Source organism: Gallibacterium genomosp. 1, assembly GCF_001678575.1.
Taxonomy (GTDB): domain Bacteria; phylum Pseudomonadota; class Gammaproteobacteria; order Enterobacterales; family Pasteurellaceae; genus Gallibacterium.
The window spans coordinates 1-26,563 of record NZ_JTJP01000032.1 but is presented as its reverse complement, the minus strand read 5'-3'; the positions used below and the strand labels follow the sequence as shown (position 1 = coordinate 26,563).

Annotated in this window: 18 protein-coding genes, 2 pseudogenes and 1 riboswitch; of the genes and pseudogenes, 12 read left to right on the top strand and 8 right to left on the bottom strand. The window is 40.9% G+C overall.

Annotated features, from left to right (window positions below):
• Positions 1-107: 107 nt before the first annotated feature.
• Entirely contained in the window at positions 108-1,226 is a 1,119-nt protein-coding gene (gene apbC / locus QV04_RS06515) for an iron-sulfur cluster carrier protein ApbC (protein WP_039134454.1), read from the bottom strand.
• Positions 1,227-1,427: 201 nt separating this feature from the next.
• Here apbC and metG point away from each other — a divergent pair, with 201 nt between their 5' ends.
• From metG to bioB, 6 genes are all read left to right on the top strand, one after another.
• Positions 1,428-3,470, top strand: a complete 2,043-nt coding sequence (gene metG / locus QV04_RS06510; RefSeq protein ID WP_082985583.1) for a methionine--tRNA ligase — start codon at positions 1,428-1,430, stop codon at positions 3,468-3,470.
• Positions 3,471-3,550: 80 nt separating this feature from the next.
• Positions 3,551-4,555 (top strand): 16S rRNA (guanine(1207)-N(2))-methyltransferase RsmC, encoded by a 1,005-nt coding sequence (gene rsmC / locus QV04_RS06505; RefSeq protein WP_065231353.1) that lies wholly within the window; start codon positions 3,551-3,553, stop codon positions 4,553-4,555.
• Positions 4,556-4,624: 69 nt separating this feature from the next.
• Positions 4,625-4,724, top strand: a riboswitch (TPP riboswitch).
• Between the two features lie 47 nt (positions 4,725-4,771).
• A complete protein-coding gene (thiB, locus tag QV04_RS06500; protein WP_065231352.1) occupies positions 4,772-5,767 on the top strand; it encodes a thiamine ABC transporter substrate binding subunit in 996 nt (331 codons plus the stop codon).
• Positions 5,743-7,365 (top strand): thiamine/thiamine pyrophosphate ABC transporter permease, encoded by a 1,623-nt coding sequence (gene thiP, locus QV04_RS06495; protein WP_065231351.1) that lies wholly within the window; start codon positions 5,743-5,745, stop codon positions 7,363-7,365. Before thiB ends, thiP begins: the two co-directional genes overlap by 25 nt.
• On the top strand, positions 7,352-8,014 hold the full coding sequence (thiQ, locus tag QV04_RS06490; protein WP_065231350.1) for a thiamine ABC transporter ATP-binding protein: 663 nt from the start codon (positions 7,352-7,354) through the stop codon (positions 8,012-8,014). Before thiP ends, thiQ begins: the two co-directional genes overlap by 14 nt.
• A 39-nt stretch (positions 8,015-8,053) precedes the next feature.
• Positions 8,054-9,064: a biotin synthase BioB gene (bioB, locus tag QV04_RS06485; RefSeq protein WP_039165820.1), complete on the top strand. Its 1,011-nt coding sequence runs from the start codon at positions 8,054-8,056 to the stop codon at positions 9,062-9,064.
• Positions 9,065-9,202: 138 nt separating this feature from the next.
• On the opposite strand, the gene QV04_RS06480 is transcribed toward bioB, so the two are convergent.
• A complete protein-coding gene (locus tag QV04_RS06480; protein ID WP_065231349.1) occupies positions 9,203-10,291 on the bottom strand; it encodes an ROK family protein in 1,089 nt (362 codons plus the stop codon).
• Between the two features lie 209 nt (positions 10,292-10,500).
• Positions 10,501-10,674, bottom strand: coding sequence for a hypothetical protein (locus QV04_RS11305; protein ID WP_167333060.1), 174 nt, complete (start codon positions 10,672-10,674; stop codon positions 10,501-10,503).
• 95 nt (positions 10,675-10,769) lie between these two features.
• Here QV04_RS11305 and QV04_RS11500 point away from each other — a divergent pair.
• Positions 10,770-11,048 (top strand): annotated as a pseudogene (locus QV04_RS11500) (YtfJ family protein).
• Positions 11,049-11,094: 46 nt separating this feature from the next.
• On the opposite strand, the gene malQ reads toward QV04_RS11500, so the two are convergent.
• Together malQ and glgP are read right to left on the bottom strand one after the other, a co-directional pair.
• Positions 11,095-13,167, bottom strand: a complete 2,073-nt coding sequence (gene malQ / locus QV04_RS06475; RefSeq protein WP_065231348.1) for a 4-alpha-glucanotransferase — start codon at positions 13,165-13,167, stop codon at positions 11,095-11,097.
• Positions 13,168-13,189: 22 nt separating this feature from the next.
• Complete coding sequence (gene glgP, locus QV04_RS06470) at positions 13,190-15,586, bottom strand: glycogen/starch/alpha-glucan family phosphorylase (RefSeq protein WP_065231347.1); 2,397 nt, start codon at positions 15,584-15,586, stop codon at positions 13,190-13,192.
• Between the two features lie 175 nt (positions 15,587-15,761).
• On the opposite strand from glgP, the gene malT reads away from it, so the two are divergent.
• Together malT and QV04_RS11495 are read left to right on the top strand one after the other, a co-directional pair.
• Positions 15,762-18,440 carry an HTH-type transcriptional regulator MalT gene (gene malT, locus QV04_RS06465; RefSeq protein ID WP_065233331.1) on the top strand — a complete coding sequence of 893 codons (2,679 nt, stop codon included), beginning with the start codon at positions 15,762-15,764 and terminating at the stop codon, positions 18,438-18,440.
• Between the two features lie 228 nt (positions 18,441-18,668).
• Complete coding sequence (locus QV04_RS11495; RefSeq protein ID WP_231924177.1) at positions 18,669-18,779, top strand: type III toxin-antitoxin system ToxN/AbiQ family toxin; 111 nt, start codon at positions 18,669-18,671, stop codon at positions 18,777-18,779.
• A gap of 112 nt (positions 18,780-18,891) precedes the next feature.
• Here the strand turns inward: QV04_RS11495 and malG are convergent, their stop codons facing one another.
• The 3 genes from malG to malE form a co-directional block, all read right to left on the bottom strand.
• The gene (malG, locus tag QV04_RS06460; RefSeq protein WP_039093719.1) at positions 18,892-19,782 is read right to left on the bottom strand and encodes a maltose ABC transporter permease MalG; all 891 of its coding nucleotides are present in this window, start codon (positions 19,780-19,782) and stop codon (positions 18,892-18,894) included.
• Between the two features lie 8 nt (positions 19,783-19,790).
• Positions 19,791-21,347 (bottom strand): maltose ABC transporter permease MalF, encoded by a 1,557-nt coding sequence (gene malF / locus QV04_RS06455; protein WP_065231345.1) that lies wholly within the window; start codon positions 21,345-21,347, stop codon positions 19,791-19,793.
• Positions 21,348-21,423: 76 nt separating this feature from the next.
• The gene (gene malE, locus QV04_RS06450) at positions 21,424-22,614 is read right to left on the bottom strand and encodes a maltose/maltodextrin ABC transporter substrate-binding protein MalE (protein ID WP_065231373.1); all 1,191 of its coding nucleotides are present in this window, start codon (positions 22,612-22,614) and stop codon (positions 21,424-21,426) included.
• Positions 22,615-22,979: 365 nt separating this feature from the next.
• On the opposite strand from malE, the gene malK reads away from it, so the two are divergent.
• The 3 genes and pseudogenes from malK (at position 22,980) to malM (ending at position 26,446) form a co-directional block, all read left to right on the top strand.
• Positions 22,980-24,098 carry a maltose/maltodextrin ABC transporter ATP-binding protein MalK gene (gene malK / locus QV04_RS06445; RefSeq protein ID WP_065231344.1) on the top strand — a complete coding sequence of 373 codons (1,119 nt, stop codon included), beginning with the start codon at positions 22,980-22,982 and terminating at the stop codon, positions 24,096-24,098.
• A 54-nt stretch (positions 24,099-24,152) separates the two neighbouring features.
• Positions 24,153-25,424: pseudogene (locus QV04_RS06440) on the top strand (maltoporin).
• Between the two features lie 143 nt (positions 25,425-25,567).
• A complete protein-coding gene (gene malM / locus QV04_RS06435; protein ID WP_065231343.1) occupies positions 25,568-26,446 on the top strand; it encodes a maltose operon protein MalM in 879 nt (292 codons plus the stop codon).
• Positions 26,447-26,563 lie beyond the last annotated feature (117 nt).

Genomic DNA, 26,563 nt, shown 5'->3' with positions numbered 1-26,563 from the left:
CTCAATTTTTTAAACATATCCTGATAGAAAGCATAAAAAACAGCTTTATATCAAAGATATAAAGCTGTTTAAAATCTGTTCTAAAAAATTTTATCAATTTAGCAATGCTATTTCACTTCTCGAATCATAATTTCTGCCGGGATGGTTTCACCTTGCCAATAAAGTTCAGCAGCAACATTTTGTGCTAAATCTAAAAAGGCTTTGCTGATTTCATCATTAGGCGCGGCAATCACAGTCGGTTTGCCCTGATCCAAATCCTCGCGTAAACGGATATGTAGTGGCAATTGTCCCAACAATTTGATGTTGTAGCGTTTAGCAATTTTTTCTGCACCGCCAGTGCCAAAAATCGCTTCGTGATGACCGCAATTTGCACAAATATGAACGCTCATATTTTCCACAACGCCCAATACTGGCACAGAAACTCGGTTAAACATCGTGATACCTTTAATCGCATCCAATAATGCAATATCCTGCGGTGTAGTAACTACAATCGCACCAGTTACCGGAATTTGTTGTGACAATGTCAATTGAATATCACCTGTTCCCGGTGGCATATCGATCACAAGATAATCCAAATCCGTCCACCAGGTTTCATTCAATAATTGGCTCAAAGCACTGCTTGCCATTGGCCCGCGCCAGATAGTTGCACTATCCGCATCCATTAAATAGCCGATTGAGTTAGATTGCAAACCGTGTGCCACAATCGGTGTCATATGTTGATTATCCGGCGAAGTAGGGCGTTGCTCTTCAGCCCCCAACATATAAGGAATGGATGGGCCATAAATATCAGCATCTAAAATACCTACTTTCGCACCTTGTGCTTGTAATGCTAATGCCAAATTAACCGCAGTTGTCGATTTTCCTACTCCACCTTTACCAGAACTCACCGCAATAATGTTTTTCACTCCGTTTACTGCCGGTTGATTGTTAGCTCTTTTTAAAGTAGCGATTTGATAATTAAGATTCCATTCGGTTGATGCAACCTTCGCCAACCGTGCCAACGATTCACTTAATGATGCTTTCAAATCGGCAAAACCGCTGTTCCAAGCAAATGGCATTGTTAACTCAATTTGCAATTTGTTGTTTTCACAACTAATTTTTTTCACTGCTTTTAGTGTCAGCAGATCTTTTTGTAAGGTAGGATGTTGAAATTGTTCCAATTTGTCGGCAATTTGTTGCACAACATTTTCATCAAGATGAGTATAAGTAAAATTAAGACTACGCATTTATCTGTCCTTAAATTAGGTAGTGTTTAAATTAGCTCGTCTATTTAACCACGACCACAAGCAACTGTTAAGTAAAATCAATCGAAAACAGCGCTAATACATATTTGGTAGTAGTAGTTAAACTGGAAAATAGCCTGTCAATAGAGTAACATTAGCGGTTATTTTCACAATTAAAAAACGAATTAATCAAAAGGAAAAATTATGTCCAGTCGCCGTCAAATATTAGTTACTTGTGCCTTGCCTTATGCAAACGGTCCAATCCATTTAGGTCATATGCTTGAACATATTCAAGCCGACATTTGGGTACGTTTTCAACGGATGCGCGGTAATGAAATTTATTTCGTCTGTGCAGACGATGCTCACGGTACACCTATTATGTTGAAAGCGGATCAAATGGGTATCTCGCCAGAACAATTGATTGCAGATGTGCAACAACAACATATTTCTTCATTTTCCGGGTTTAATATCAGTTATGATAATTACTACTCTACTCATAGTCCGGAAAACCAAGAATTATCCTGCACAATTTATAACAAATTGAAACAAAACGGCTTTATCAAGAGCAAGACTATTTCTCAACTTTATGATCCAGAAAAAGGAATGTTCCTACCGGATCGATTTGTGAAAGGTACTTGCCCAAAATGTAAAGCTGAAGATCAATATGGTGATAACTGTGAAGTCTGTTCCGCTACTTACAGCCCAACAGAGTTGATTAATCCTCGTTCTGTCGTTTCCGGCGCAACTCCGATCCTGAAAGAGTCTGAACACTTCTTCTTTGATTTACCGTCATTTGAATTTATGTTGAAAGACTGGATTAAATCTGGCACGTTGCAGACCGAAGTTTCCAATAAAATGATGGAATGGTTTGAATCTGGTTTACAGCAGTGGGATATTTCTCGTGATGCGCCTTATTTCGGTTTTGAAATTCCAAACCGACCTGGTAAATATTTCTATGTCTGGTTAGATGCTCCTATTGGTTATATGGCATCTTTCAAAAATTTATGTAATCGTAAAAATATTGATTTCGACCATTTCTGGCAACAAAACAGCAACACCGAACTTTATCATTTTATTGGTAAAGATATTGTCTATTTCCACAGTCTATTCTGGCCGGCGATGCTTGAAGGTGCAGGTTACCGCAAACCAAATAATATTTTTGTACACGGTTATGTCACAGTAAACAGTGAAAAAATGTCTAAATCCCGTGGTACTTTTATTCAAGCAAAAACCTATCTTGAATATCTTGATCCTGAATGTTTACGTTATTACTATGCAGCAAAATTAAGTGGTCGTATTGATGATTTAGATTTAAATTTGGAAGATTTTGTACAACGTGTGAACAGCGATATTGTCAATAAATTGGTTAATCTTGCTAGCCGTAATGCAGGATTTATTCAAAAGCGTTTCGATGGCAAATTAGCAGATCGCCTACACGATCAAGCCTTATGGCAAGAATTCAGCCAACAGGCAGAACAAATTGCTCAACATTACGAAAATCGTGAATACAACAAAGCAATTCGTGAAATTATGACTTTATGCGATAAAGCCAATAAATATGTGGATGAAACCGCACCTTGGATAATTGCAAAAGATGAAACTCGCCAGCAGGAATTGCACGAGGTCTGCTCAATGGGTATTCAAATGTTTCGTATATTAATGGGCTATTTAAAACCGGTATTGCCGAAATTGGCGGAGCGTGCAGAAGCCTTTTTGCACGATGAATTGCGTTGGGAAACCTTAACTTCTCCATTATTGGCACACGAAATTGCACCGTTCAAAGCATTATTTAGTCGTTTAGAAATGAAACAGATTGAAGCTTTGATCGAAGCCTCAAAAGCAGAAAATGCTCAATTTGCAACCCAAACAGCGCCGGCAAAAATAAGTGAAACAGACAGTGAAATTGAGCCATTTGAAAAAACTATTACTATTGATGATTTTGCTAAATTGGATTTACGTGTGGCAAAAGTATTGAAATGTGAAGCCGTGCCAGAAAGTAAAAAATTATTGAAGTTCACACTTGATTTAGGTGTTGAAACTCGTCAGGTTTTTTCAGGTATCAAAGCGGCTTACAACAAACCAGAAGAATTAGAGGGGCGAATGGTGATTATGGTTGCCAATCTTGCGCCTCGTAAAATGAAATTCGGACTTTCTGAAGGAATGATTTTATCTGCCGGTAGTGGTGGTGCAGATCTGTTCCTACTTGATGTCGATAGCGGTGCTAAAGCTGGTTATCGTGTCAAATAAAACCATCATAAATAGCGATGGGGCTTCTATTAGCTCCATCTTTCTTTTGATTCAATCAATTCACTTTCTAAGAAAAAACAATGTCACTCACACCCGAAAGCCAATTATTACAACGCCACCTTAATCTGTTTGAAAATGAAACTTTACTTTTTCTCGGTAATATACAGGATGATTTTCCATCACAATGTCGTATCTTAGCCAAACGGATTAATGTAGTCAGTTATTACTTTGATTATGTACGTCACGCTAAAAATCCTACTGAATTTAAGCTTGAAGCTGATTATCAAGAAGCATCTCTCATCATTTTTTACTGGGGAAAAAACAAACAAGAGTGTCTATTCCAATTAACTCAAATTTTGTCGCAAGCACCTATCGGACAAAAAATTTTATTAGTAGGAGAAAATCGTGGAGGCGTTCGATCCGCAGAGAAGTTTTGTGGCAAATTAGGCGATATTTATAAAATTGATTCCGCTCGGCGATGTAGCCTTTACTATTTTGAATTACGAAAACCGGTGCAATTTACATTATCTGACTGGTGGAAACAATATACACTTCCACAATTGCCACAATTAACTATCTATGCACTGCCGGGTGTATTCAGCTCCGGTGAGCTGGATCAAGGTACAGATTTATTGCTTTCAACTATGCAACAACCTGTGCAGGGAAAAGTGTTAGATATCGGATGTGGTGCTGGGGTAATCGGTGCTTATCTAAAATTCCTTTCACCACAAATTGAGCTGACAATGAGCGATATTCACGCTATGGCAATTGCCTCGACAACGCAAACATTGCAACAAAATCAACTGCAAGGTACGGTTATCGCTAGTGATGTTTTTTCACAAATTAATGACAAATTCGATTTAATTATCTCCAATCCGCCGTTCCATTCAGGTTTGAATACTGCTTATCAAGCAGTAGAAACCTTAATCACTGAAGCCAAACAACATTTAAATCGTGGCGGAGAATTAAGAATTGTAGCTAATGCATTTCTGCCTTATCCGGATCTGCTTGATCGCAGTTTCGGTACACATCAGGTTCTTGCGAAAACAGGAAAATTTAAAGTTTATAGTGTAAAAAACGCTTAAATGACGGTATCTTTCATAAACTTTTCACAATTTCATTGTCTAAATCGCTACAATTTCGTATAGTAACTGCCGTTCTCAACGGGGTGCATTACTAAAAGTAAGGCTGAGATAATACCCGTCGAACCTGAACTGATTAGTCGCAGCGGAGGGATTTGAGAAGCAGCTTGCTATTCAAAATCCTGTTTGCATTTATCAATAATGAAATAGGAATTCACTATGTTAAAAAAAACACTTTTCCTCAGTGTATTGACCGTTAGTACCATTTCTTTCGCCAATGCTGAAACCTTAACCGTTTATACTTATGATTCTTTTGCTTCCGATTGGGGGCCTGCACCAAAATTAGAACCTATGTTCGAAAAACAGTGCAGCTGTGATCTCAAATTCGTGACTTTTGAAGATAGTGTCACAATGTTTAATCGAGTGCGTTTAGAGGGCAAAAAAAGCAAAGCTGATATCGTGTTAGGTTTAGATCAAAGCTTAATTGAAGCCGCAGATCAATCACAGCTATTTGCCAAAACCAACATCAATTTAAACAATCTTCACTTACCACTAAAATGGGAAAATCAAACCTATATTCCTTATGATTTCGGTAGTTTCGCCTTTATTTATGACAAAACAAAACTCAGCAATCCTCCAAAAAGCCTAAAAGAATTGATTGAACGTCAGGATTTACGCATTATCTATCAAGATCCGCGCACCAGTTCTGTCGGTCGTGGCTTATTACTTTGGGTCAATCAGGTTTATCCGCAAGATCAAGTAGAACAAGCGTGGCAACAACTGGCAAAGCACACCGTCACTGTCGGCAAAGGTTGGACTGAAACTTACGGTGCCTTTTTGAAAGGAGAAAGCGATTTAGTATTGAGCTACCGTAGTTCACCACTCTATCATCAACTAAATGAACAGAAACAAAACTATGCTGCAACAGAATTCAGCGAAGGCAATATTTTACAAATCGAAATTGCAGCAAAATTAAAAGCAAGTAAACAAACGAAATTAGCAGATCAATTTTTACAATTTTTAATCTCACCGGAAGCACAAAATATCATCAGCAAAAGTAATGTGATGTTTGCTGTTACCGATGCAGCGATTGAACCACATTATGATCAGTTGCGTCATCGAGTGCTATCTGAAAAAACTATTGATACTTCAAATATCAGCCATCAACAAACCAAGCAATGGCTTGCTGTATGGCAAAATGCGTTGGCAAAATAATGCGTTATATTGAAATAAAACGGCAACTTTTTCTGTTGCCGGGTTTAGTCATATTATTACTGCTCGCCATTATTTATGGCGGCAGCTTACAACAATTACTACAACATAGTCGCTTCTCACAATGGCTAAATTTACTGCAAAACGATTACCTGCAACAAGTTATCTTTTTCAGTTTTTATCAAGCCGGATTATCCGCTACTTTCTCACTATTTTTCGGTATTATTGTTGCCAGATCACTGTTTTATCTAGATTTTTTTGCCAAAACCTTTCTATTAAAAATTTTCTCGCTGACCTATGTGTTACCGGCACTGGTTGCTATTTTCGGTATTGTCGGTATTTACGGTTTCAATGGTTGGATTAATCAATTTCTTCGTCTATTCGGGCAGCAACTTCCCGATATTTACGGTTTAAGCGGTATTCTAATCGCCCATCTTTTTTTCAATATTCCGTTAGCGGCAAAAGTGTTATATCAACGCTTGCAACAGTTGCCTGCTTCACAATTCAAATTGGCGGCGCAACTGAATTTACGTCATTGGCGTTTTTTCCGTTGGGTGGAAATGCCATTTTTGCGTCCAACCTGTTTTAATCTGTTCGGACTTATTTTTTTGCTCTGCTTCACTAGTTTCACTATTGTTCTAACGTTAGGAGGTGGTCCGAAATATACCACGTTGGAAGTTGCAATTTATCAAGCAATCACTTTTGATTTTGATATTGAAACCGCAGCATTATTAGCTATTTTACAATTTTTATTCTGCTTCACACTATTTAGCATTAACAACCGTTTTGGTCGTTATCAGCAAAGTGAAACTTCACTTCAACCACGCTGTTTACCGAATTTAAACCATTATCAACGTTGCTATCACTACTTTATTTTAATCACAGCGACACTTTTCATTGTTGCTCCGCTACTGGAAACGCTATTTGCTGGATTAAATGCCCGTCATTTATGGCAACAGTTGTTACATCCAGAATTATGGCAAGCTATTGCTTTTTCACTCTTGTTAGCACCCACTGCGGCACTACTTTGTCTGATACTAACAATTTCACTTCTCTTGACCACTCGCCATCTCTATTGGCTCGGCAAACAGCAAAGTAGTCAATGGATGTTAAATATCGGCACAATTATTTTAGCTATCCCAACCTTAGTGTTAGCAACAGGATTATTTCTCTTTCTTGCAGAAATGGAAAGCAATACAATATCGTTATTTATTTTAGTCGCTCTTTGCAATGCTTTAGTAGCAATGCCATTCGCATTACAGTTACTAACAGCGCCTTTTTATAGCAATATGTTGAACTATCAGCGACTCTGTTTATCATTAAATCTTCGTGGTTGGCAACGTTGGAAAATTGTTGAAAAGGCAACGTTAATTCGTCCATTATGCTCGGCATTTGCCTTAGCAATGGCAATTTCATTAGGTGATTTTACTGCTATCGCACTTTTCGGCAATAATGGTTTCACTTCATTACCGTTGTTGCTTTATCGACAATTAGGTCATTATCAAAGCGATGCCGCCGCTGTCACCGCAATGGTGTTATTGCTGTTTTATTTTTTCATTTTTTTATTTACGGAACAAAATCGACCCAATGATTACACTTAAACAAGTGCATTACACTTATCCACCAATGCCAATGTATTTTGATTTACAACTTACTCGAACTGAAAAAGCTGCCCTTATTGGTGCCAGTGGTGCTGGCAAATCTACCCTACTCAATCTTATTGCCGGCTTTGAATATGCAGAATCAGGAGAAATCTGGCTTAACGGTGAAAATCACACTTTCACTGAACCTTATCAACGCCCAGTATCAATGTTGTTTCAGGATAATAATCTATTTAATCATCTCACCGTTGCCGAAAATATCGCTTTAGGTTTAAAACCAAGTCTTTCGTTGAATAAAACAGAGCAAAAACAAGTCACTGATGTTGCCGAGCAAGTAGGGCTAGAACATTATTTAGCAAGACTGCCTCAACAACTTTCCGGTGGTCAAAGACAACGCGTTGCCCTTGCTAGAACCTTATTACGTAATCGTCCAATCTTATTGCTAGACGAACCTTTTTCTGCGCTTGATCCTGAATTACGACAAGAAATGTTGCAACTGGTTGATAAAATCTGCTGTCAAAAACAGTTATGTCTATTATTGGTCACCCATCAACTTAACGAGGTAATTAACATTATGCAACGAGTTATTCGAATTGATAATGGCAGAATAACTGAAAATTATTTGGTGCAACACCACAATAATCGTTAGAATACAGAACTTTGTTACAAAAATGATAAGGACAGGAATATGACAACAACAACGATTGAGCTATCTTCACTCACCCCACATCCAAGTGTGGAATATTGGTCAGTATGCAAAGTGGAAGCACTTTTTGAAACTCCATTTCTTGATTTAATCTACCGTGCAGCACAAGTTCATCGTGAAAATTTCAATCCACAAACCATTCAGCTGTCAACACTGATGTCTATTAAAACCGGCGGTTGTCCGGAAGATTGTGGGTACTGTCCTCAATCCGCCCGTTACCAAACCGGTGTGCAAAAAGAAGAACTTTTAGATATTGAAGATATTGTGGCAAAAGCCAAAATTGCTAAAGAACGAGGTGCAGGGCGCTTCTGTATGGGCGCAGCGTGGCGAGGGCCTAAACCAAAAGATATTGAAAAAGTCTCCGCTATTATTAAAGCAGTGAAAGAACTCGGACTAGAAACTTGTGGCACATTCGGTTTATTACAAGATGGAATGGCAGAACAGCTTAAAGAAGCTGGGTTAGATTATTACAACCATAATATTGATACTGCTCCGGAACATTATAAAGAGGTCATTAGCACTCGCCGTTTTGATGATCGCATCAATACTCTCGGCAAAGTACGCAAAGCTGGCTTGAAAGTATGCTGTGGCGGTATTGTTGGAATGAATGAGACTCGTAAAGAACGTGCTGGTTTGATTGCCAGTTTAGCTAATCTTGATCCACAACCAGAATCTGTCCCAATAAATCAGTTAGTCAAAGTGGAAGGCACACCAATGATGGAAGCGGAAGAATTGGATTGGACAGAATTTGTACGTACTGTTGCCGTTGCTCGCATCACAATGCCGAACAGCTATGTGCGACTTTCCGCTGGTCGTCATAAAATGCCGGAAGCAATGCAAGCACTCTGTTTTATGGCTGGTGCAAACTCCATTTTCTATGGTGACAAATTATTGGTAACTGGTAATAACGAAGAAGATCACGATCAAATGTTAATGGCCAAATTGGATTTAGTACCGGAAACATTAGAGAATAAGTTAACTTCTGAGGGATAATTTCTATTTAAAGAAATCTTATTTTTATGCCCCCAATTACCTTTTGGTAATTGGGTTTAATTTATTGTTTTATTTCTTAGCATCATAGTTAAAATAGTATATAAATACTTATTCAGATACATTAATAGAGTAAATCCGTCATTGCAAAAAATGATAAATAGGAACGATGGCGGCGGCGATAGAAATATCTTCAAACTTCATTTTGGAAGCACAGAGTTGAGCGGAAGTGCGGTGTAAATTTTGCATTGTTTTTGTGTGTTTTACATAGTCAATCAACTGGTTGATTAACAGCGGTGGCAACATTCCTGTGAGGACGATAACACGGGGATCGAGCCACGCAATGGCAGACAGCATAAGGGAATGGATTTGCTCTTGGCTGTGTGCGAGCCATTTTTGCACTTGAGGATTTTCCATTAAATTTCCTTGCAACTGCGACTCGCCGAGTTCGTCTTGCAAATATTTCCAGCTTGGGCGAGGGGCATCATAAGGGAACAATAAGCCCACTTCACCAGCATTACCGAAACCGCCGCGAATTAATTTGCCTTGCGAGATAATGCCCGCCCCAATGCCAAAATCAAGGCTGATGACCACCATATCTTCAATATCATTCCATAATCCCGAATAATATTCCCCCAGTGCCACCGTGTTAATGTTGTTCTCAATATGGCAGGGGTAGCCCAGTTTTTCGCTGAATACGTTGGCTAAGTTAGGGATATTTTGTAATAACGGAAACCAAGGGGACGAAATGGATTGATCGGCCAATAGGTAGCCAGAAAGAGAAAAACCGATGCCGAGAATTTTTGCTTCAGCGAGAAATTTTTTGTCTAAAAGTTGCTGAAGTGCGGTGCGAATTTGTTGGCATAATTCATCAAATTGCACGCTATTGTGGTAAACATAGCGTTCATTGGCAATTTTATTGCCAATAAAATCCACGATTGCGAGCTGAAATGAGTTATCTGAAAAGGTGATACCAATCGAGCAACAAGCATTGGGATTTAAAGTTAAATGAAAAGAGGGCGTTCCCCGTTTTTTTACCATTTTCTCCGTTTCTTTAATTAAGCCGAGAAACAGCAGTTTGCGGCAATATTGCGTTACTGCCCCAGGGGTTAAACCCGATAATACGCTTAATTCTTTGCGTGAGGGGGAATATTGGCGAATGAGCCGTAGTAACAGTTTTTCGCTGGCTTTGAGATTAAAAATCGCATTGTCTTTTTTGCTTTCAGTCATTTTTTGATCACGCCTCGTTCACAGTTTGCGATGGTTCGGGAGTACGGCTTCACATTATACAAAAGCGAAGCCGTGATCGGCTATGGGTAAAGTGCGGTGTTATTTTAAGGCATTTTTTACCGCGTTATAAAAATCGTCCATTTTACATAAGCCCTGTGCATTGGTTGGGCAATCTTCAAGCTGTAAGGTTATACGATTTGGCGGATTTGTTAAAGAGAGTTTTGTGCCGTTGTTTGATTAATATATTCGGCTTTAGTGAAAATCAGGTTTTGTTTGTAGATTGTGATAAGTTGAATACGATCATATAACATCCATTTATATTTAAAACTTCTAAACCAACGCCCCATCGGCACATTATCCCAACAATTTCCTCGACGACTCATACTTTGTATCAAGCCGTGTTGTTTTACACATTGCAACAAAAGAGAAAATCAGCCGTTAATGGACGCAATTAAAACTCAACACTTCAAAAGGTTACATTCAAATCACCAACATCATTAACGCCGATGACGCCATTTGCGGCACAAGTGCTTTTGTGCGAAGCTGAACCGAAAAGGCGAAAAAAGAAAATGCGTATAGCTAAATTTTGCTGGATAATCAAAGTGCGGTAAAAAATGCGTGGAAATTAAAAGAGAAAGAAAGTTTGATCGTAGTGTTGGATAAAAACGGCAAAGTGAAGTTTGTTCACGAGGGGAAACTTTCTTCTGCACAGATTGATGAAGTATTGAGTTTAGTCAACAGTCTGTTGAAAAATTAATAATCATTTTGAAAAAATAGCCGATTAATCGGCTATTTTTATAGAATTAATGCGATTTTCGGCAAGTATTTATTTTCTGTAAAAGTTGCTGAACTTCAGGATCATTAAAAATCTCTGTGATATTCTGGCTTAGTCGTCTTCGCCAGTTAGGATATTGAGCGCTTGTTCCCGGAATATTGACGGGTTCAGACATATTTAACCAATCTTCAGGCTGAAGCCCTAGCAATGCACTTTCTACCTTCCCCACATAGGCTTGCAGTTGATGATTAAATTTTTTACTAATTGGAGAGGATAAATCTTTTGGTAGATCAGGCTCAATTCCTGCTTCTGTTAGGCGTGCTAAAATTTTTGCTTTAGCTTCCTGACGCTGCTGTTGCAATATCGCCAAAATTTTTTCATTTGGGTAAATGCCGTAACGCTGTCCAAGTTCAAAATCATAGCCTCGCCAATAGCCATCAATGGTTGGCAGATCGTGCGTACTTAAGGTTGTCATTGCTTGATAAGGATAATCGGCTAAATCTCGACTTTTTCCTTGTTCGTCAAACTCGAAATAAAACACTTTATAAGATAAAATCCCCGCGTTTTTGAGCTTACTCACGATAGCTTTCGGAACTGTACCCAGATCTTCCCCGATAATAAGTGCTTTGTGTCGATGGCTTTCTAAGGCAAGAATGGCGATCAAATCATCAACAGGATAACGAATATATGCTCCATCTTGTGCTTGTCCATTCTTAGGAATCCACCACAGTCGTAGCAGTGACATAATATGATCGATACGTAATGCACCACAGTGGTTCAAATTGGCTCGCACAAGATCAATAAAGGGTTGATAGGCTCGCTGCTGCAAAATATGTGGATTGAGCGGCGATAAGCCCCAGTTTTGCCCTTGTGGAGCTAAAATATCAGGCGGTGCACCAATGCTGGCTTTTAAGCAATAAAGTTGCTTATCACACCAAGTTTCTGCGCCTTGATCGGAAACGCCAACAGCAAGATCACGATAAAGCCCAATCGGCATTTTTAAGGTTTTGCAGAGTTCATTACATTCTTTGAGCTGAGTTTCCGCAATAAATTGTAACCAAGCATAAAAGCGAATATCCGCTTGATGGGTTTCCTGAAAGCGTGCTACCGTTTCGCTATGATAATCCTGATATTGCGTAGCCCAATAATTCCAACCCCATTGTTCAGGGAATTGCTCACTGAGATGTTGATGAAGTGCATCAAAAGTGGCTTGAATAATAATGCTTTCCCCTTTTTGTTGGAGAAATTGCTCAAAATCAGCTTGGCGAGCAGAATTTGCCTGTTGTTGGAAAAAAGAGAAAGCAAGTCGTAGCCCTTCGAGTTTTAATGCCATCACTTCTGTGTAATGAATATGGCTTGCCGTGCGTAATTTTTCTAAGGTTTGCTGAATTTGTGGCTGCTGAAACCATTGCTGTGCTTCAGGATTTTGCTGAAATTCAGGTAATGTATTGAGATCAATATAAAGGATATTGAGCCATTTTCTTGATGAAGGACTGTAAGGGCTAGCACTTTCAGGATTAGCAGGAAAAAGAGCGTGAATGGGGTTTAACCCAACGAAATCCGCCCCTGTCGCCGCAATGTGGCGTAGAAATTGTTTGAGATCGCCAAAATCGCCAATGCCCCAATTATGCTCAGATTTCAAGCTATATAATTGAATAAATGATCCCCATAGCTTTTTACCTTGTTCCATTTCTGGTGGTTGATAACAGCGTTTTGGGGCAACGATCAAGCGGCAAGCATAGTTTTTCGTCCCGACCTTTAAGGTTAAATTGTGATAACCCAACGGCAGATGATGAGGAAAACGCAGGGTATTACGTTTTACTTTCCCTTTGATTTCCCCTTGCTGATTTTCCAGTTGAAGCCGCCAATCGCCCTGCACATTGTGCTTGAGATCCGTGCGATGGAGCTTTAAAAAGTGCGGTGTGTTTTCATAAAGGATTTTTACTGGTGGCAACATCGCTGAATATGTCCCCGTATTTCCCGCAAATGCCTTAAATAAACGCTGCTGGGTTTGCAGGCTGGCAACTTTTTTTAGCCCTCGTTCATCGTAAAAATAAGGCAGTATGCCTGCTTGCTGAAATCGCTTGGTTGATCTGTTCATTGTGCTAACCTCTGTCTTTACGCTATTTTTTTAGCCAAATGCGTGATTGATAATCACGGATTGAACGATCCGAGCTGAATTTGCCAAGCCGTGCGGTGTTTAAAATGGCACTTTCTAACCACGCATCACGATCTAAATAAGCCTGGCCAATACGCTCCTGAGCTTTTCGATAGCTCTCAAAATCAGCGAAAACGAGGAATGGATCTCGCTCAAGCAAACTATCTAACATTAAGCTGAACGCCGTTTTATCCCCTTTGCTCGCTTTGCCTTTGGCCAAAAAATCCACCGCATTTTTTAATACGGGATCATTTTGATAGTAGCTTTTTGGCGAATAGCCCTCTGCCAGCAAGGTTTGAATGCTTTCAACCGTATGACCAAAGAGGAAAATATGCTCTTTCCCTACCATTTCAGCAATTTCCACATTTGCCCCGTCAAGCGTTCCTAAGGTTAATGCCCCGTTTAATGCCAGCTTCATATTGCCTGTCCCTGAGGCCTCTTTGCCAGCCATTGAGATTTGCTCGGAAATATCCGCCGCTGGGATAATTTTTTCCGCTAGCGACACACGATAATCAGGTAAAAACGCCACTTGTAGCTTATCTCTCATCTGTTTATCGTTATTGATGATCTCTGCGACATTGTTAATGGCGTGAATAATATTTTTCGCCAAATAATAGCCCGGTGCCGCTTTGCCTGAAAAAACAAAGAGCCTTGGTGTGTAATCTTTATTCGGATTATCTTTTAACCATTGATAGGTGGCGATAATATTTAATAAATTCAAATGCTGGCGTTTGTATTCATGGAAACGCTTAATTTGTACATCAAAAATCGCATTTGGATTGACAGATAAGCTAAGTGTTTGCTCAATTTCTCTGGCAAGAGCCGCTTTGTTTTGCTGTTTTATATGCCAATAAGACTCGCGGAAGTTGGCATCATCAACCACATTTTCCACTTGGTGAAGTAGCTCAAGATCTTTTTTCCAATCCCCTTTGATAGTTTGATCGAGCAACTGGCTTAATGCAGGGTTGGCTTGTTGAATCCATCGTCTTGGGGTAATGCCATTGGTAACATTACAGAATTTTGTCGGGAAAAGTTGATGATATTCGGGGAAAAGCTGACTAACCAACAAATCAGAATGAATTTGAGCAACACCATTCACCGCAAAACAACTCACGACGCAAAGATTTGCCATTCTCACTCGGTAATCAAACAAAATCGCCAGTTTTTCCCATACTTTGGCATCATCGCCAAATTGTGCTTTCACTTGTTGATGGAAAAGGTGATTAATTTTTTCCACAATTTTAAAGTGGCGTGGCAATAATTGTTTGAATAGGCGTTGATCCCATTGTTCTAGAGCTTCTGGAAGCAAGGTATGGTTTGTGTAAGCGAAACTTTGTTGGCAAATAGACCACGCTTGTTGCCAAGAAAGATGATGTTCATCAAGCAAAATCCGCATTAATTCAGGGATTGCAAGGGTTGGGTGCGTGTCGTTGAGCTGAATCACTTGGCGTTTCGGAAATTCTTCCAAGGTGAAGCCTTGTGCCAAGTGGCGAGAAAGAATATCCGCCACGGAGCAAGCACAATGGAAATATTGCTGCATTAAGCGTAACTGTTGTCCTGCACGATGATTATCGTTCGGGTATAGCACTTGGGTAAGTGCGGTGCTTTTTATTAAGGTTTTTTCCGCTGCGACAAATTTGCCCTCATTAAACTGGTTTAAATCAAAAGATTGTGGGCTGTCTGCTTGCCAGAGGCGTAGCGGTTGGATTACGTCATTTTGATAGCCCACAATCGGCAGATCAAAAGCTTTGCCTTCAATGGTTAATTTGGGTTGCCATTCATAGCGATCTCCCTCGATTGCCACCACTTTTCCGCCAAAATGCACTTGTTGGGTTTTGCTTGGATTATAGCGATGCCAAGGATATTGATTTCTTCCCCACTCATCGCCACTTTCTACTTGTTTTCCATCTTGGAAAGCCTGTTTAAACAGCCCATATTGATAATGCAGCCCGTAGCCTGTCGCCGCTTGCCCTAGCGTTGCCATTGAATCTAAAAAACAGGCGGCTAAGCGTCCCAATCCGCCATTGCCTAAAGCAGGATCACGTTCTTGTTCCAGAACATCGACTAGCTCAATCTGATACTGGGCTAAATAGGCTTTGATCGCTTCATAATAGCCCAAATTCATCAGGTTATTCCCCGTGAGGCGACCAATGAGAAATTCCATTGAGAGATAATTAATATGGCGTTGCTCATCAACCTTGCCTTGCGGCTTGTGATATGCCATTTCAAGCACCGTACGAGCGATGACTTGATACCATTGCTCAAGGGTAAATTGTTGTGGTGAGTTAAGTTCAAAAAAACGGCAGTATTTTTGTACATTATTATCAAATAACGCCATTTCATTTGTATGAGAAATAGACATAAAAACTCCTTTTAAGGCATAAATTAAACATTCTTCTTGTTTTATTATGCTCGGCAGGAGAAAAAATAAATCCTCCTTGCTATAATCTTGTCAGTATGACGAGTAGGAAGTAATTTCTTATTTGGGGGAGGAGAACTCCAAAAGACATCTTTCATCAACAAAAGGGTTATTAACAATGTTAATTCCATCAAAACTTATTTGTTCTTACCGCCTACAAAATAGCGTAACCAGAACCGCTTTATTATCCTTGCTAGAACAGGCTTCAGATTATCCTTTAGTGCTGATTACCGCTCCCGCAGGTTATGGCAAAACTACGTTGATTTCCCAATGGGCAAAGGATAAACCACATCTAGGCTGGTATTCTTTAGATGAAAGCGATAATCAAACGGAGCGGTTCGCAGGCTATTTTTGTGCGGCATTAGCGAGAGCTACCAACAACCACATTCACAATGAAGACAATCCGCCCTATTCCAATTTGTTTTCACTGTTTAATCAGTTGTTGGTCAATCTTGCTTCCTACGAACAGCCATTTTATCTGGTGATTGATGATTATCATTTAATTGAAAACGAAGAAATTCACGACGCATTAAAATATTGGATCAAACACCAACCGCCTGCAATGACGCTCATTTTGATTTCACGTTCTCAGCCGCCATTGAGCTTAGCCAGTTTAAGAGTGCAAGAACAATTATTAGAAATTAATGCCCATCAACTGCCTTTTTCTCATCAAGAAAGTATTGCATTTTTCCAATCTCGCTTAGAAGATCCCTTAACGGAACAAGAAATTACCGCACTTTGTGATGAGGTGGAGGGCTGGCCGACGGCGTTACAACTCATCAGCCTTTCTGCCAAACAGCAGAAAAGTACTCTACAAGATATTGCCAAACGCCTTTCCCATCATAGTTTTCACATCAATGATTACTTAAATGACGAAGTGCTTGCCCCTGTGGATCAAGCGACTAGACAATTTATTTTGCGTTGCTCTATTCTGCGTTCAATGAACGAAACCCTCGTAGCTGAAGTAACGGGCGAAACAGAGAGCCGATTTATTTTGGAACGGCTAGAAAAACAAGGGCTATTTTTACAGCGAATGGAAAGCGATGATAATTGGTGGCGTTTTCACCCGCTTTTTGCCTCTTTCTTAGCCCATTGTAGCCAGCGTGAGTTGGCAAATGAAATGCCCACCTTGCACCAACAAGCGGCACAAGGTTGGCTCGCTCAAGGCTATGTTACCGAAGCCCTCTACCACGCCAGCTTATTAGAAAACAAACAATTATTGTTGCAAATTTTATCACAAAACGGCTGGCAATTATTCCACCAAGGGGAACTCAAATTATTAGAGCAAAGCCTAGAACATCTTGATGATACAGGGCTTGTCGCCTACCCTAATCTGGTGTTATTAAAAGCGTGGCTTGCCCAAAGCCAACATCAGCATAGTGAAGTAGCTGGCATTTTTGCCCATTTTGAGCAACAGAACATCGATCTCAGCCCTGAAAATCAAGCGGAATTTGACGTGTTGCTCGCCCAAGTCGCCATAAATTCAGGCGATGAAAACACCGCACTTTCACTTGCCTCCAACGCATTAAATCGCCTTGCTGACAACGCCCACTATGCTAAAATTGTTGCCACCTCCATTATTGGCGAGGCGTGGCACGTTAAAGGCAATTTCGCCGATGCCATTACAATGCTGCAAAAAGCGGAAAAAATGGCTCGTCAGTATCACACCTCTCACAATGTGCTGTGGACATTACTCCAACAATCGGAAATTTTGATCGCCCAAGGTTTTTTACAAGCAGGGTATGATATGCTCAATAAAGCGACGCTATTTGTGAAAGAAAACCACTTGCAACAAATTCCAATGTATGAGTTTTTGCTCCGTTTGAAAGGGCAAATTTTATGGGATTGGTATGATTTGGACAAAGCCGAAGCAATGGCAACCGCTGGTATTTCGGTGTTGGATAGCGAAGAAGCAAGGCTACAATGTTTGGCGATTTTATGCAAAATTTCCATTGTACGCGGGGATTTAGACAACGCCGCCCGACTGCTAGAAAAAATTACCCAACTACAAAATGCACATCATTATCACAACGATTGGAATGCCAATGCTGATCAGGTCAAAATTGTGTTATGGCAAATGACGAACGATAACCAAGCTGCTCAAAATTGGCTAATTCAAAACCAACCACCAAGCACGGATACCAATCATTTCAGCCAAGTACAATGGCGTAATATTGCGCGGGCAAAAATGCTGATTGGCGATTATGAGGCTGCCAAAACGATTTTGGATAAATTGATCCAAACGGCGGAAAAGTTACAATTTATCAGCGACTTAAACAGAGCCTTAATTTTACGCAATCGGCTGCATTTTCTTACACATAACAAAACAGCGGCGATGGCAGATCTTCAGCTTGCTCTTGCCCTCACCAAACAAACCAACTTTATCAGTGTTTTCGTGTTGGAGGGGGAAATAATGGCACAGCAAATCCGCCAATTACTTGCCCAAAACAGCCTCGATGAATTAGTTGCTCATAAAGCTCAATTTATCTTACGCCACATCAACCAATATTATCGACATAAATTCGCTCATTTTGATGAAGAATTTGTCGCACAATTATTAAAAAATCCGCAAGTGCCAGATTTATTAAAAATCAGCCCCCTTACCCAACGGGAATGGCAAGTGCTAGGCTTAATTTATTCGGGATATAGCAACGACCAAATTTCAGATGAATTACAAGTTGCCACCACCACAATTAAAACCCATATCCGCAATTTATATCAAAAATTAGGCGTAGCAAATCGTAACGAAGCCATTCAATACACAAGGGAACTTTTGCAGTTGATGGGGTACAGTTAAATTAAAAACGAAAAACGACTAGAAAAGGAAAATCAATGACAAACCTTGAAATACCACTCAAAAATGGCTATATTATGTGCTGAGGCGTAAGCTGCCATAAGTGCTATTTAATCGGGCGTAAGCTGCCATAAGTGCTACTTAATTAGGTGCAAGCTACCACAAGTGCTGAAAAAAGATGCCTAATCGGCATCTTTTTTTTTGCACAGTATTTTCATTGGGGAAATGGTTATGAGTGACAGATTAAAATTATATCGTGTAACAGATCACTATCTTGATTTTTTAAGAGAAATTGAACCGAAAATTCCAGCCAATAAAGATAATGGAAAAAAGCGACCTTAATCATATTTTACAGGCTTAAAAATCACGCCCTACAAGTGTTAAGAGCGTGATTTATCATTCAAAGTGCGGTCAGATTTTTCGCTATTTTTTTACTTTTTCTTCCCCTCAGGAATTAACCTTTTACACCGCCTGCGGTTAATCCGCCAACTAGCCAACGTTGGGCGAGTAGGAAGACGGCGGTGATAGGGATAGCGGAAAGGACGGCTGCGGCGGCGAAATCGCCCCATAGGTAATTTTGTGGATAAAGATATTGTTGCATACCCACGGCGAGGGTGTAGCTTTCCACATCACGCAAAAGTAACGAGGCGATTGGCACTTCTGTAATGGCAGCGATGAAAGATAAAATAAACACCACTGCCAAAATCGGCACAGAAAGAGGAAGCAAGATTAAACGGAATGCCTGCCACGGGGTTGCACCGTCTAATTCTGCAGCTTCTTCTAATGAGCCGTCGATAGTTTCAAAATAGCCTTTGATCGTCCAAACGTGCAATGCGATACCACCAAGATAGGCGAAGATCACGCCAGCGTGAGTGTTTAACCCCAGAAATGGGATATATTGCCCTAGGCGATCAAACAAGGCATATAAGGCGACAAGGGATAACACCGCAGGGAACATTTGGAAAATGAGCATTCCTTGCAATAGCGTTTTTTTGCCTTTGAATTTCATTCTTGCAAAGGCGTAAGCACAAGTAGTCGAGAGTGCAACAATCCCAACAGAGGTGAGGGTTGCCACTTTCACAGAATTCCAAAGCCAAAGTAATACAGGGAACGGCGGTGGAGTGATGCTACCATCAGAATGTACCACATCAAACCCAAGAGCGAGTTTCCAATGTTCCCACGAGATTTCGTTCGGGATAATCTCGCCGAGGGCTAAATTGCCGGGGCGTAGCGAAATGCCAACCACCATCAATAGTGGGAACATTATTAAGGCGATAAAGGCAATTAAAAATAAATGGGTTGCCCATAGGCGATAGCGTAATGATTTTGCTTGAACAATAGCCATAATCCCTCCTAGCCAAATTTCATTTTTGTGGCTTTGATATTCAGCAAGGCAAGCCCTGCGACTAATAAGAAAATGAGGGTTGCAATGGCAGCGGCTAGCCCGAAATCTTGGCTTCCGCCACCCTCAAATGCGATTCGGTAAGTATAGCTGACTAAAAGATCAGTATGTCCTGCTGGGGTGGTTGTGCCAATCATATCTGGTCGCCCATTGGTTAATAATTGAATTAGCACAAAATTGTTAAAATTAAAGGCGAACGAGGCGATCATTAAGGGAGTTAGCGGTTTTAACAATAATGGCACAGTAATTTTGCTAAAATTTTGCCAAGTGGACGCCCCGTCCATTGCGGAGGCTTCATACAAATCTTGCGGTATGGCTTTTAATAATCCCATACATAAGATCATCATATAAGGATAGCCCAGCCAAGTATTTACGATTAAAATCATTACCTTAGCTAAGAACGGATCATTAAACCATTCAGGGCGAATGCCGAAAAGCTGGTTCAAGATCATATTGATTTCACCGAAGCTTTGATTAAATAACCCTTTGAAAATTAAGATAGAAATAAATGCAGGAACGGCGTAGGGCAGAATTAATAAAAGACGATAAACCGCCTTGCCTTTTAAGGCTTCCCACTGTACGAGGCTGGCGAAAATCATTCCTAAGATCACAGTAAAAATTACCGTCAGCACAGAAAATACAATCGTCCAAATAAAAATTTGGATAAACGGCTTTTGAATGCCCTCATCGGTGAAAATTTTAATAAAATTGCTGAAGCCAATAGAAACGGTGAAACCGGGTTCAAGGGTTTCTTTCAGCCAGTTGCCTTGTGCATCTATTTGTTGGAAAAAGCCTGTGTCAAAATTGGCAGCATAGCGTTTGCCGTTTTCATTATTAATGAGCTGGTGTGTCGCTTCGTCATAATGATAACGAGGACTTTGGGCTGAAAACTGGCGTAATGAACTCATTGTTAATGATGAGCCATTCGGTAAAATTAAGGTCATCGCTTGCAAGGCTTGGCGATTCTGGGTGATAGTTTTCAGCGGAGCGGTACTGATGTTTGGCAGATCTTGTTGCGTTAAATTGACTTGTGCAGGGGCTAACGGTACGGGTTCGGAAAGAAAATATTCTCCGTTATGCGATAAGCCAATTTGGAATTTTCCCTCCGCTTGTGGGTAGAGCTTGAAATCATATTTTTCGCCAGATAAATATTTCTGGGTGGTTAAAACGTTTAACGCACGCTCAAATGAAAGTTGGTTTGTGCTGCTGTAATTGGTGAATGCAATGGCGATAGTGGCTACCAATGGAAACAAAATAAAGATGATCATTCCTGTGATGCCGGGGTACACATATCGCCACGCATAGGCTTTCGGGCTGCTAAAAATATAAACCCCAGAAGTGAGAATCACGAGGGTTAAAATCGCAAAAAGATACTCGCCTTGGGAATACATCAGCATTACGGCATAAAAATCCAAGAGCAAAATGGCAAGGATTAGGCTGTATCTGACAAAACCTCGTTGCTTCAGCTTGGGGGTTAAAACAGGATTGGGGCTTAAAAATGATCGCATACTACACCTCAAAAAAAAATGTAAAAAAAAGCACCGCACTTTTAGCTATAGACAAAAGGGAGAAATTCCCCTCAAATTATTGCTGTTTTAAAATTCTTGCTCGTGCGTCATCTAGGGCGTGTTGTACCGTTTGACGACCATTCACCGCATTGGTAATCGCACTGCGTTCAGCGTACCAAAAGGCGGACATTTGCGGAATGTTCGGCATAATTTCTCCGTTTTCCGCATTCGTCATCGTGGCGGCAATGCTAGGATCAACAGCGAGCTTAGCTTGGTAAGATTTCAATGCCACCGCACCCAATGGTTTATCTTTATTCACAGTGGCTAACCCTTCGTCTGTTAAAAGATAATTTTCTAAAAACTCAATAGCGAGATCCTGATTTGGGCTTGCGGCATTGATCGCGGCACTTAATACCCCCACAAATGGTTTAGATGGGTTACCATTGAGGGTAGGCAATACTGCCACGCCATAATTGATCCCACTTTTTTCAATGTTGCCCCACGACCAAGGCCCGTTGATGGTTAAGGCAGTTTCCCCTTTGTTGAAGCTAGCTTCCGCAACGGAATAATCCATATCAGGATTGATCACCTTATCTTTCACCAAATCTACGACAAATTGTAATCCTTGTTGCGAACCTGCGTTATTCACGCCGATGTCTTGCGGGTTATAGCGTCCGTTGTCAAATTTGAACGCATAGCCTCCATTGGCAGCAACTACTGGCCAAGTGAAATAAGGCTCTGCAAGGTTCCACATAATGGCATTTTTCCCCTGTGCTTTTAGGGTTTTATCCAATTCGCGGATTTCTTCCCAAGTGCGAGGTGGCGATTTGATCAGGTCTTTGTTGTAGATTAATGAAAGGGATTCAATCGCAACAGGGTAAGAAATCACCTTGCCGTTATAGGTTTGTGCGTCCCACACGAAATCGGCGAATTTTTCTTTAAATTCAGGGCTAGGGTGTAATTCGGCTAACAATCCTGCTTGTGCATAGCCACCAAAGCGATCGTGTGCCCAGAAAATGATGTCGGGTCCATCGCCTGTTGCGGCAACTTGTGGGAATTTTTCTTCTAGTTTATCAGGGTGTTCTACTAACACGGGAATGCCTGTATCCGCTTCAAATTTTTTCCCAACTTCAGCCAAGCCGTTATAGCCTTTGTCGCCGTTGATCCAAATCACCAGTTTTCCTTCGCTCATTTTCGCCATTACCGCCCCTGAGAAAACAAGGCTGGCAATGGTGCTTAGGGTGAAAGTCAATAAGGTTTTTTTCATCACTTTTTTCATAATACTACGCTCCTGATTGTGAGTGGGTAATAAGGATTTCTGCTTCATTATGCGTAAATTTTACAATTTGTTATCCTCCCCCCATCTCCTCCTTTTAAAAAATCAGCCTGTTCTGACAAGTTTTTTCTATTTCTGTGAGCAAGCTCACAAAAATGAAAGAAGAAAATGTGATCGCTATCACAAAAGCTCGCCAAATTGTCCTTTTCAACACACAACATCATTTTCAGCCGGTTTTTCCATCTAATCCTTAAAAAAATCCGTCAAGGAGGATTTTTTTTATAAATGAATAGGGGAAGATACGGCACATTGAATTATCCTAAGCTTTCGGATAAAAATGCAAAACGAGGTTAAATATGGCAAAGGTATCCTTACGCAATGTGGGTAAATCCTACGGCAATGTACAGATTTCAACGGACATTAATTTAGAAATTGATGAAGGCGAATTTGTCGTTTTTGTTGGACCTTCTGGCTGTGGAAAATCCACCTTACTTAGAATGATCGCAGGGCTTGAAGACATCAGCACAGGGGATTTATACATCGGCGAAAAAAGAATGAATGATGTGCCGCCAGCCAAAAGAGGCATAGGAATGGTGTTTCAATCTTACGCCCTCTACCCTCATTTGAATGTGGCGGAAAATATGTCTTTCGGCTTAAAACTGGCTGGGGTGAGCAAAGCGGAACGTGAGGCTCGGGTAAATCAAGTGGCAGAAGTGTTACAACTTGCCCATTTGCTCGATCGCAAGCCGAAAGCCTTATCGGGCGGTCAGCGACAACGGGTGGCGATTGGCAGAACTCTCGTTTCTCAGCCTGAAGTCTTTTTACTTGATGAACCCCTTTCTAATCTTGATGCCGCATTACGCGTACAAATGCGGGTGGAAATTTCCAAATTACACAAAAAATTGAACCGCACTATGATTTACGTTACCCACGATCAAGTGGAGGCGATGACCCTTGCCGATAAAATCGTGGTGCTAAAAGCAGGCGGCATCGCACAAGTTGGCAAACCGCTTGAGCTGTATCATTATCCTGCTAATCGTTTTGTCGCTGGATTTATCGGCTCGCCTAAAATGAATTTCCTCCCTGTTAAAGTTACAGGCGTAGAGCCAGAGCGGGTTCAGGTGGAATTACCCGATGCAAATCATCACAACTTTTGGATTCCCGTTCTTGCTAGTGGGGTGAAAGTGGGCGATAACCTTTCACTTGGTATTCGACCTGAACACCTTGTCCCCTCTGAAAAAGCAGAAGTTACCCTACGAGGCAAAGTGCAAGTGGTGGAACTGCTGGGCTATGAAACCCAAATCCATCTTGAAATCCCTGAAATCAAACAGCCAACCTTGGTCTATCGACAAAATGATGTGGTGTTGATTGATGAGGGGGCAGAATTTGATATTGGGATCGTGCCAGAGCGTTGTCATTTATTCAAAGAAAACGGGGTGGCTTGCCCAAGGCTTTTTAAAGAAAAAGGGGTGTAACCATCATTTTTCATTTCTCTTTCATACGTCAATTATTTTCAAGTGAGGTCGCTTATGAAAAACGCAAAAACACGCATTGCAACCGCTATCGCCGCCAGTTTTATCGCACTGAGTGCGAATGCCGTTGATTTTCACGGCTATGCTCGTTCGGGCATTGGTTAGACATCAGGCGGTGGTGAGCAAACTGCCTTTACAGTAAACGGTGGTGGTTCAAAATATCGCTTAGGCAACGAAGCGGAAACTTATGCAGAATTTAAACTGGGGCAATCGCTTTTTAATGAGGGCAATAAATCCATTTATTTAGATTCCAATCTTGCCTATTCCATTAATCAGCAAGGCGATTGGGAAACCACCACGCCCGCCTTGCGTGAGATCAATGTGCAATTTAAAAATTTCCTCGATAGCCTACCCGATGCCACTTTATGGGCAGGGAAACGCTTTTATCAACGCCACGATGTGCATCTTAATGACTTCTATTATTGGGATATTTCAGGCCCTGGCGCAGGGGTAGAGAATATTGATGTGGGCGTAGGGAAATTGTCTTTTGCCGTAACTCGCAATACCGAGCAAGGCGGAGCGTACGGCTGGAATTATAACCCGATTACGAAAAAGTGGGAATCCACTCGTGATCTAGATAAAGACGTGTATAACGATGTCTTTGATGTGCGTCTTGCCGATCTTGAAGTGAATAAAAACGGAAAATTAGAAATCGGGCTAGATTACGGCAACTCGCATACCAAAAATCACGCCAGCCGTGTCGAGGGTGCAAGTAAAAACGGCTATATGCTCACCCTCGAGCACACACAAGGCGAATTTTTTGGCGGTTTTAATAAATTTACCGTGCAATACGCCACAGACGCGATGACCTCTTGGAGTACGGGACATTCTCAAGGTGGCTCAAATACCAATAAAGGGCATATGCTACGTTTAATCAATCAAGGCGTTGTCGCACCGTCAGATAAAGTGGAAGTGATGTATGCGTTAATTTACGAAAAAACCGATTTAGATAATCATCAAGGGAAAACTTGGTATTCCGCAGGCGTTCGCCCGATGTACAAATGGACTGACACAATGAGTACGCTGGTTGAAGTGGGCTATGATCGCATTAAAGATCAGCAAACAGGATTGAAAAATCAACTAATGAAATACACCCTCGCCCAACAATGGCAAGCCGGTAGCAGCATTTGGGCAAGACCTGCAATCCGTGTGTTCGGCACTTATGCTCATTGGAACGATAAATTTAATACCAGCAAACGCACTGACGCAGGCTATAAAGCCAAAGATGGCGAATTTATCGCTGGCATACAATTTGAGGCTTGGTGGTAATGCCAACCACGGAATGGATCTCAGATTCAGGCAACCCATAAGTAAATCATAGGACAAGGCAAGTAAAAAAACTGGCTCAAAAAACCACCGCACTTTTGCTTGCCTCTTCAACAACACAATGGCTTTCTTCTTGTGAGGTAACAATGAAATTAACCCAAAAAATACCCTTTTTTTTGACCGCACTTTTCGCCATCACCGTTTTCAGCACATCGCCAACGTTCGCCGCGACCTTGTCTTTGCCTGCTCAAAGCCTCGCTCAGTTGCACTGGCAAGATGTCGCACTACCGCAACAGGTGAAAACCGAACTTAACGCCACACAAAAACAAGGGTTTACGCTCTCTTTTGCTGGGATTGAAAGCCCTGTTGCGGCTTATCGTCTCCCTGCAAGCCAAGGAGCAATGGAAATCGAAATTGAAAGTGAGGTGCAAAATCAGCAGGTTTTTGTCCCGAATGTCGTGGTTTTAGATAGTCAATTTCAGGTTGCAGCACATTATGATTCCGCCTACTTTAAACTGCAAGAAGAACGTGGGCTAAAGCCGAATAAATTAGTTGCGACGCTAAATCTCACGCCAATTAATCAAGGGGCATTATACTTGCTGATTTACACCACAAAAGCGGATTTGGCAGGGCAAACTGTCGTCCCTCACCCCTCAAAACTTTTTGCCAAAGCCACAGGCAAACAACCGCCAGCGATTGCGGATATTCAAGTGAAGCATAGTTTAAATGGCAAGCTCATCGTTAATTTCCAACCCGCTAACGGCACACATTTTGTCGGCTTAAATCAGATTTTTACAATGGAAAAAAACGCCCCCGCAGCCACCGCCGTGATTGCTAACCAAAAGGGAGAGAATGAGAAAAATGTTAAGGTGGAGAAAGAAACGGAGGCCTATTTTAATCAAGCTGTCCTCAATGCGTTAAAACAAAAAGACATCAACCGAGCCTTAAATCTGGTCAATGAAGCGGAAAAATTAGGGCTACGAACGCCTCGAAAATTATTTTTACAGCAGGTTTCAGCGAAATAATCTTACTTTGTCTTTTTCATTATTTACTGCACCAAGAGAGTGCAGTTTTAATTCATTTAAAAAGTGTAATGGTACATTACAGTTATATTAGAAGTTCAAGCTCCTTTGAAGAATATA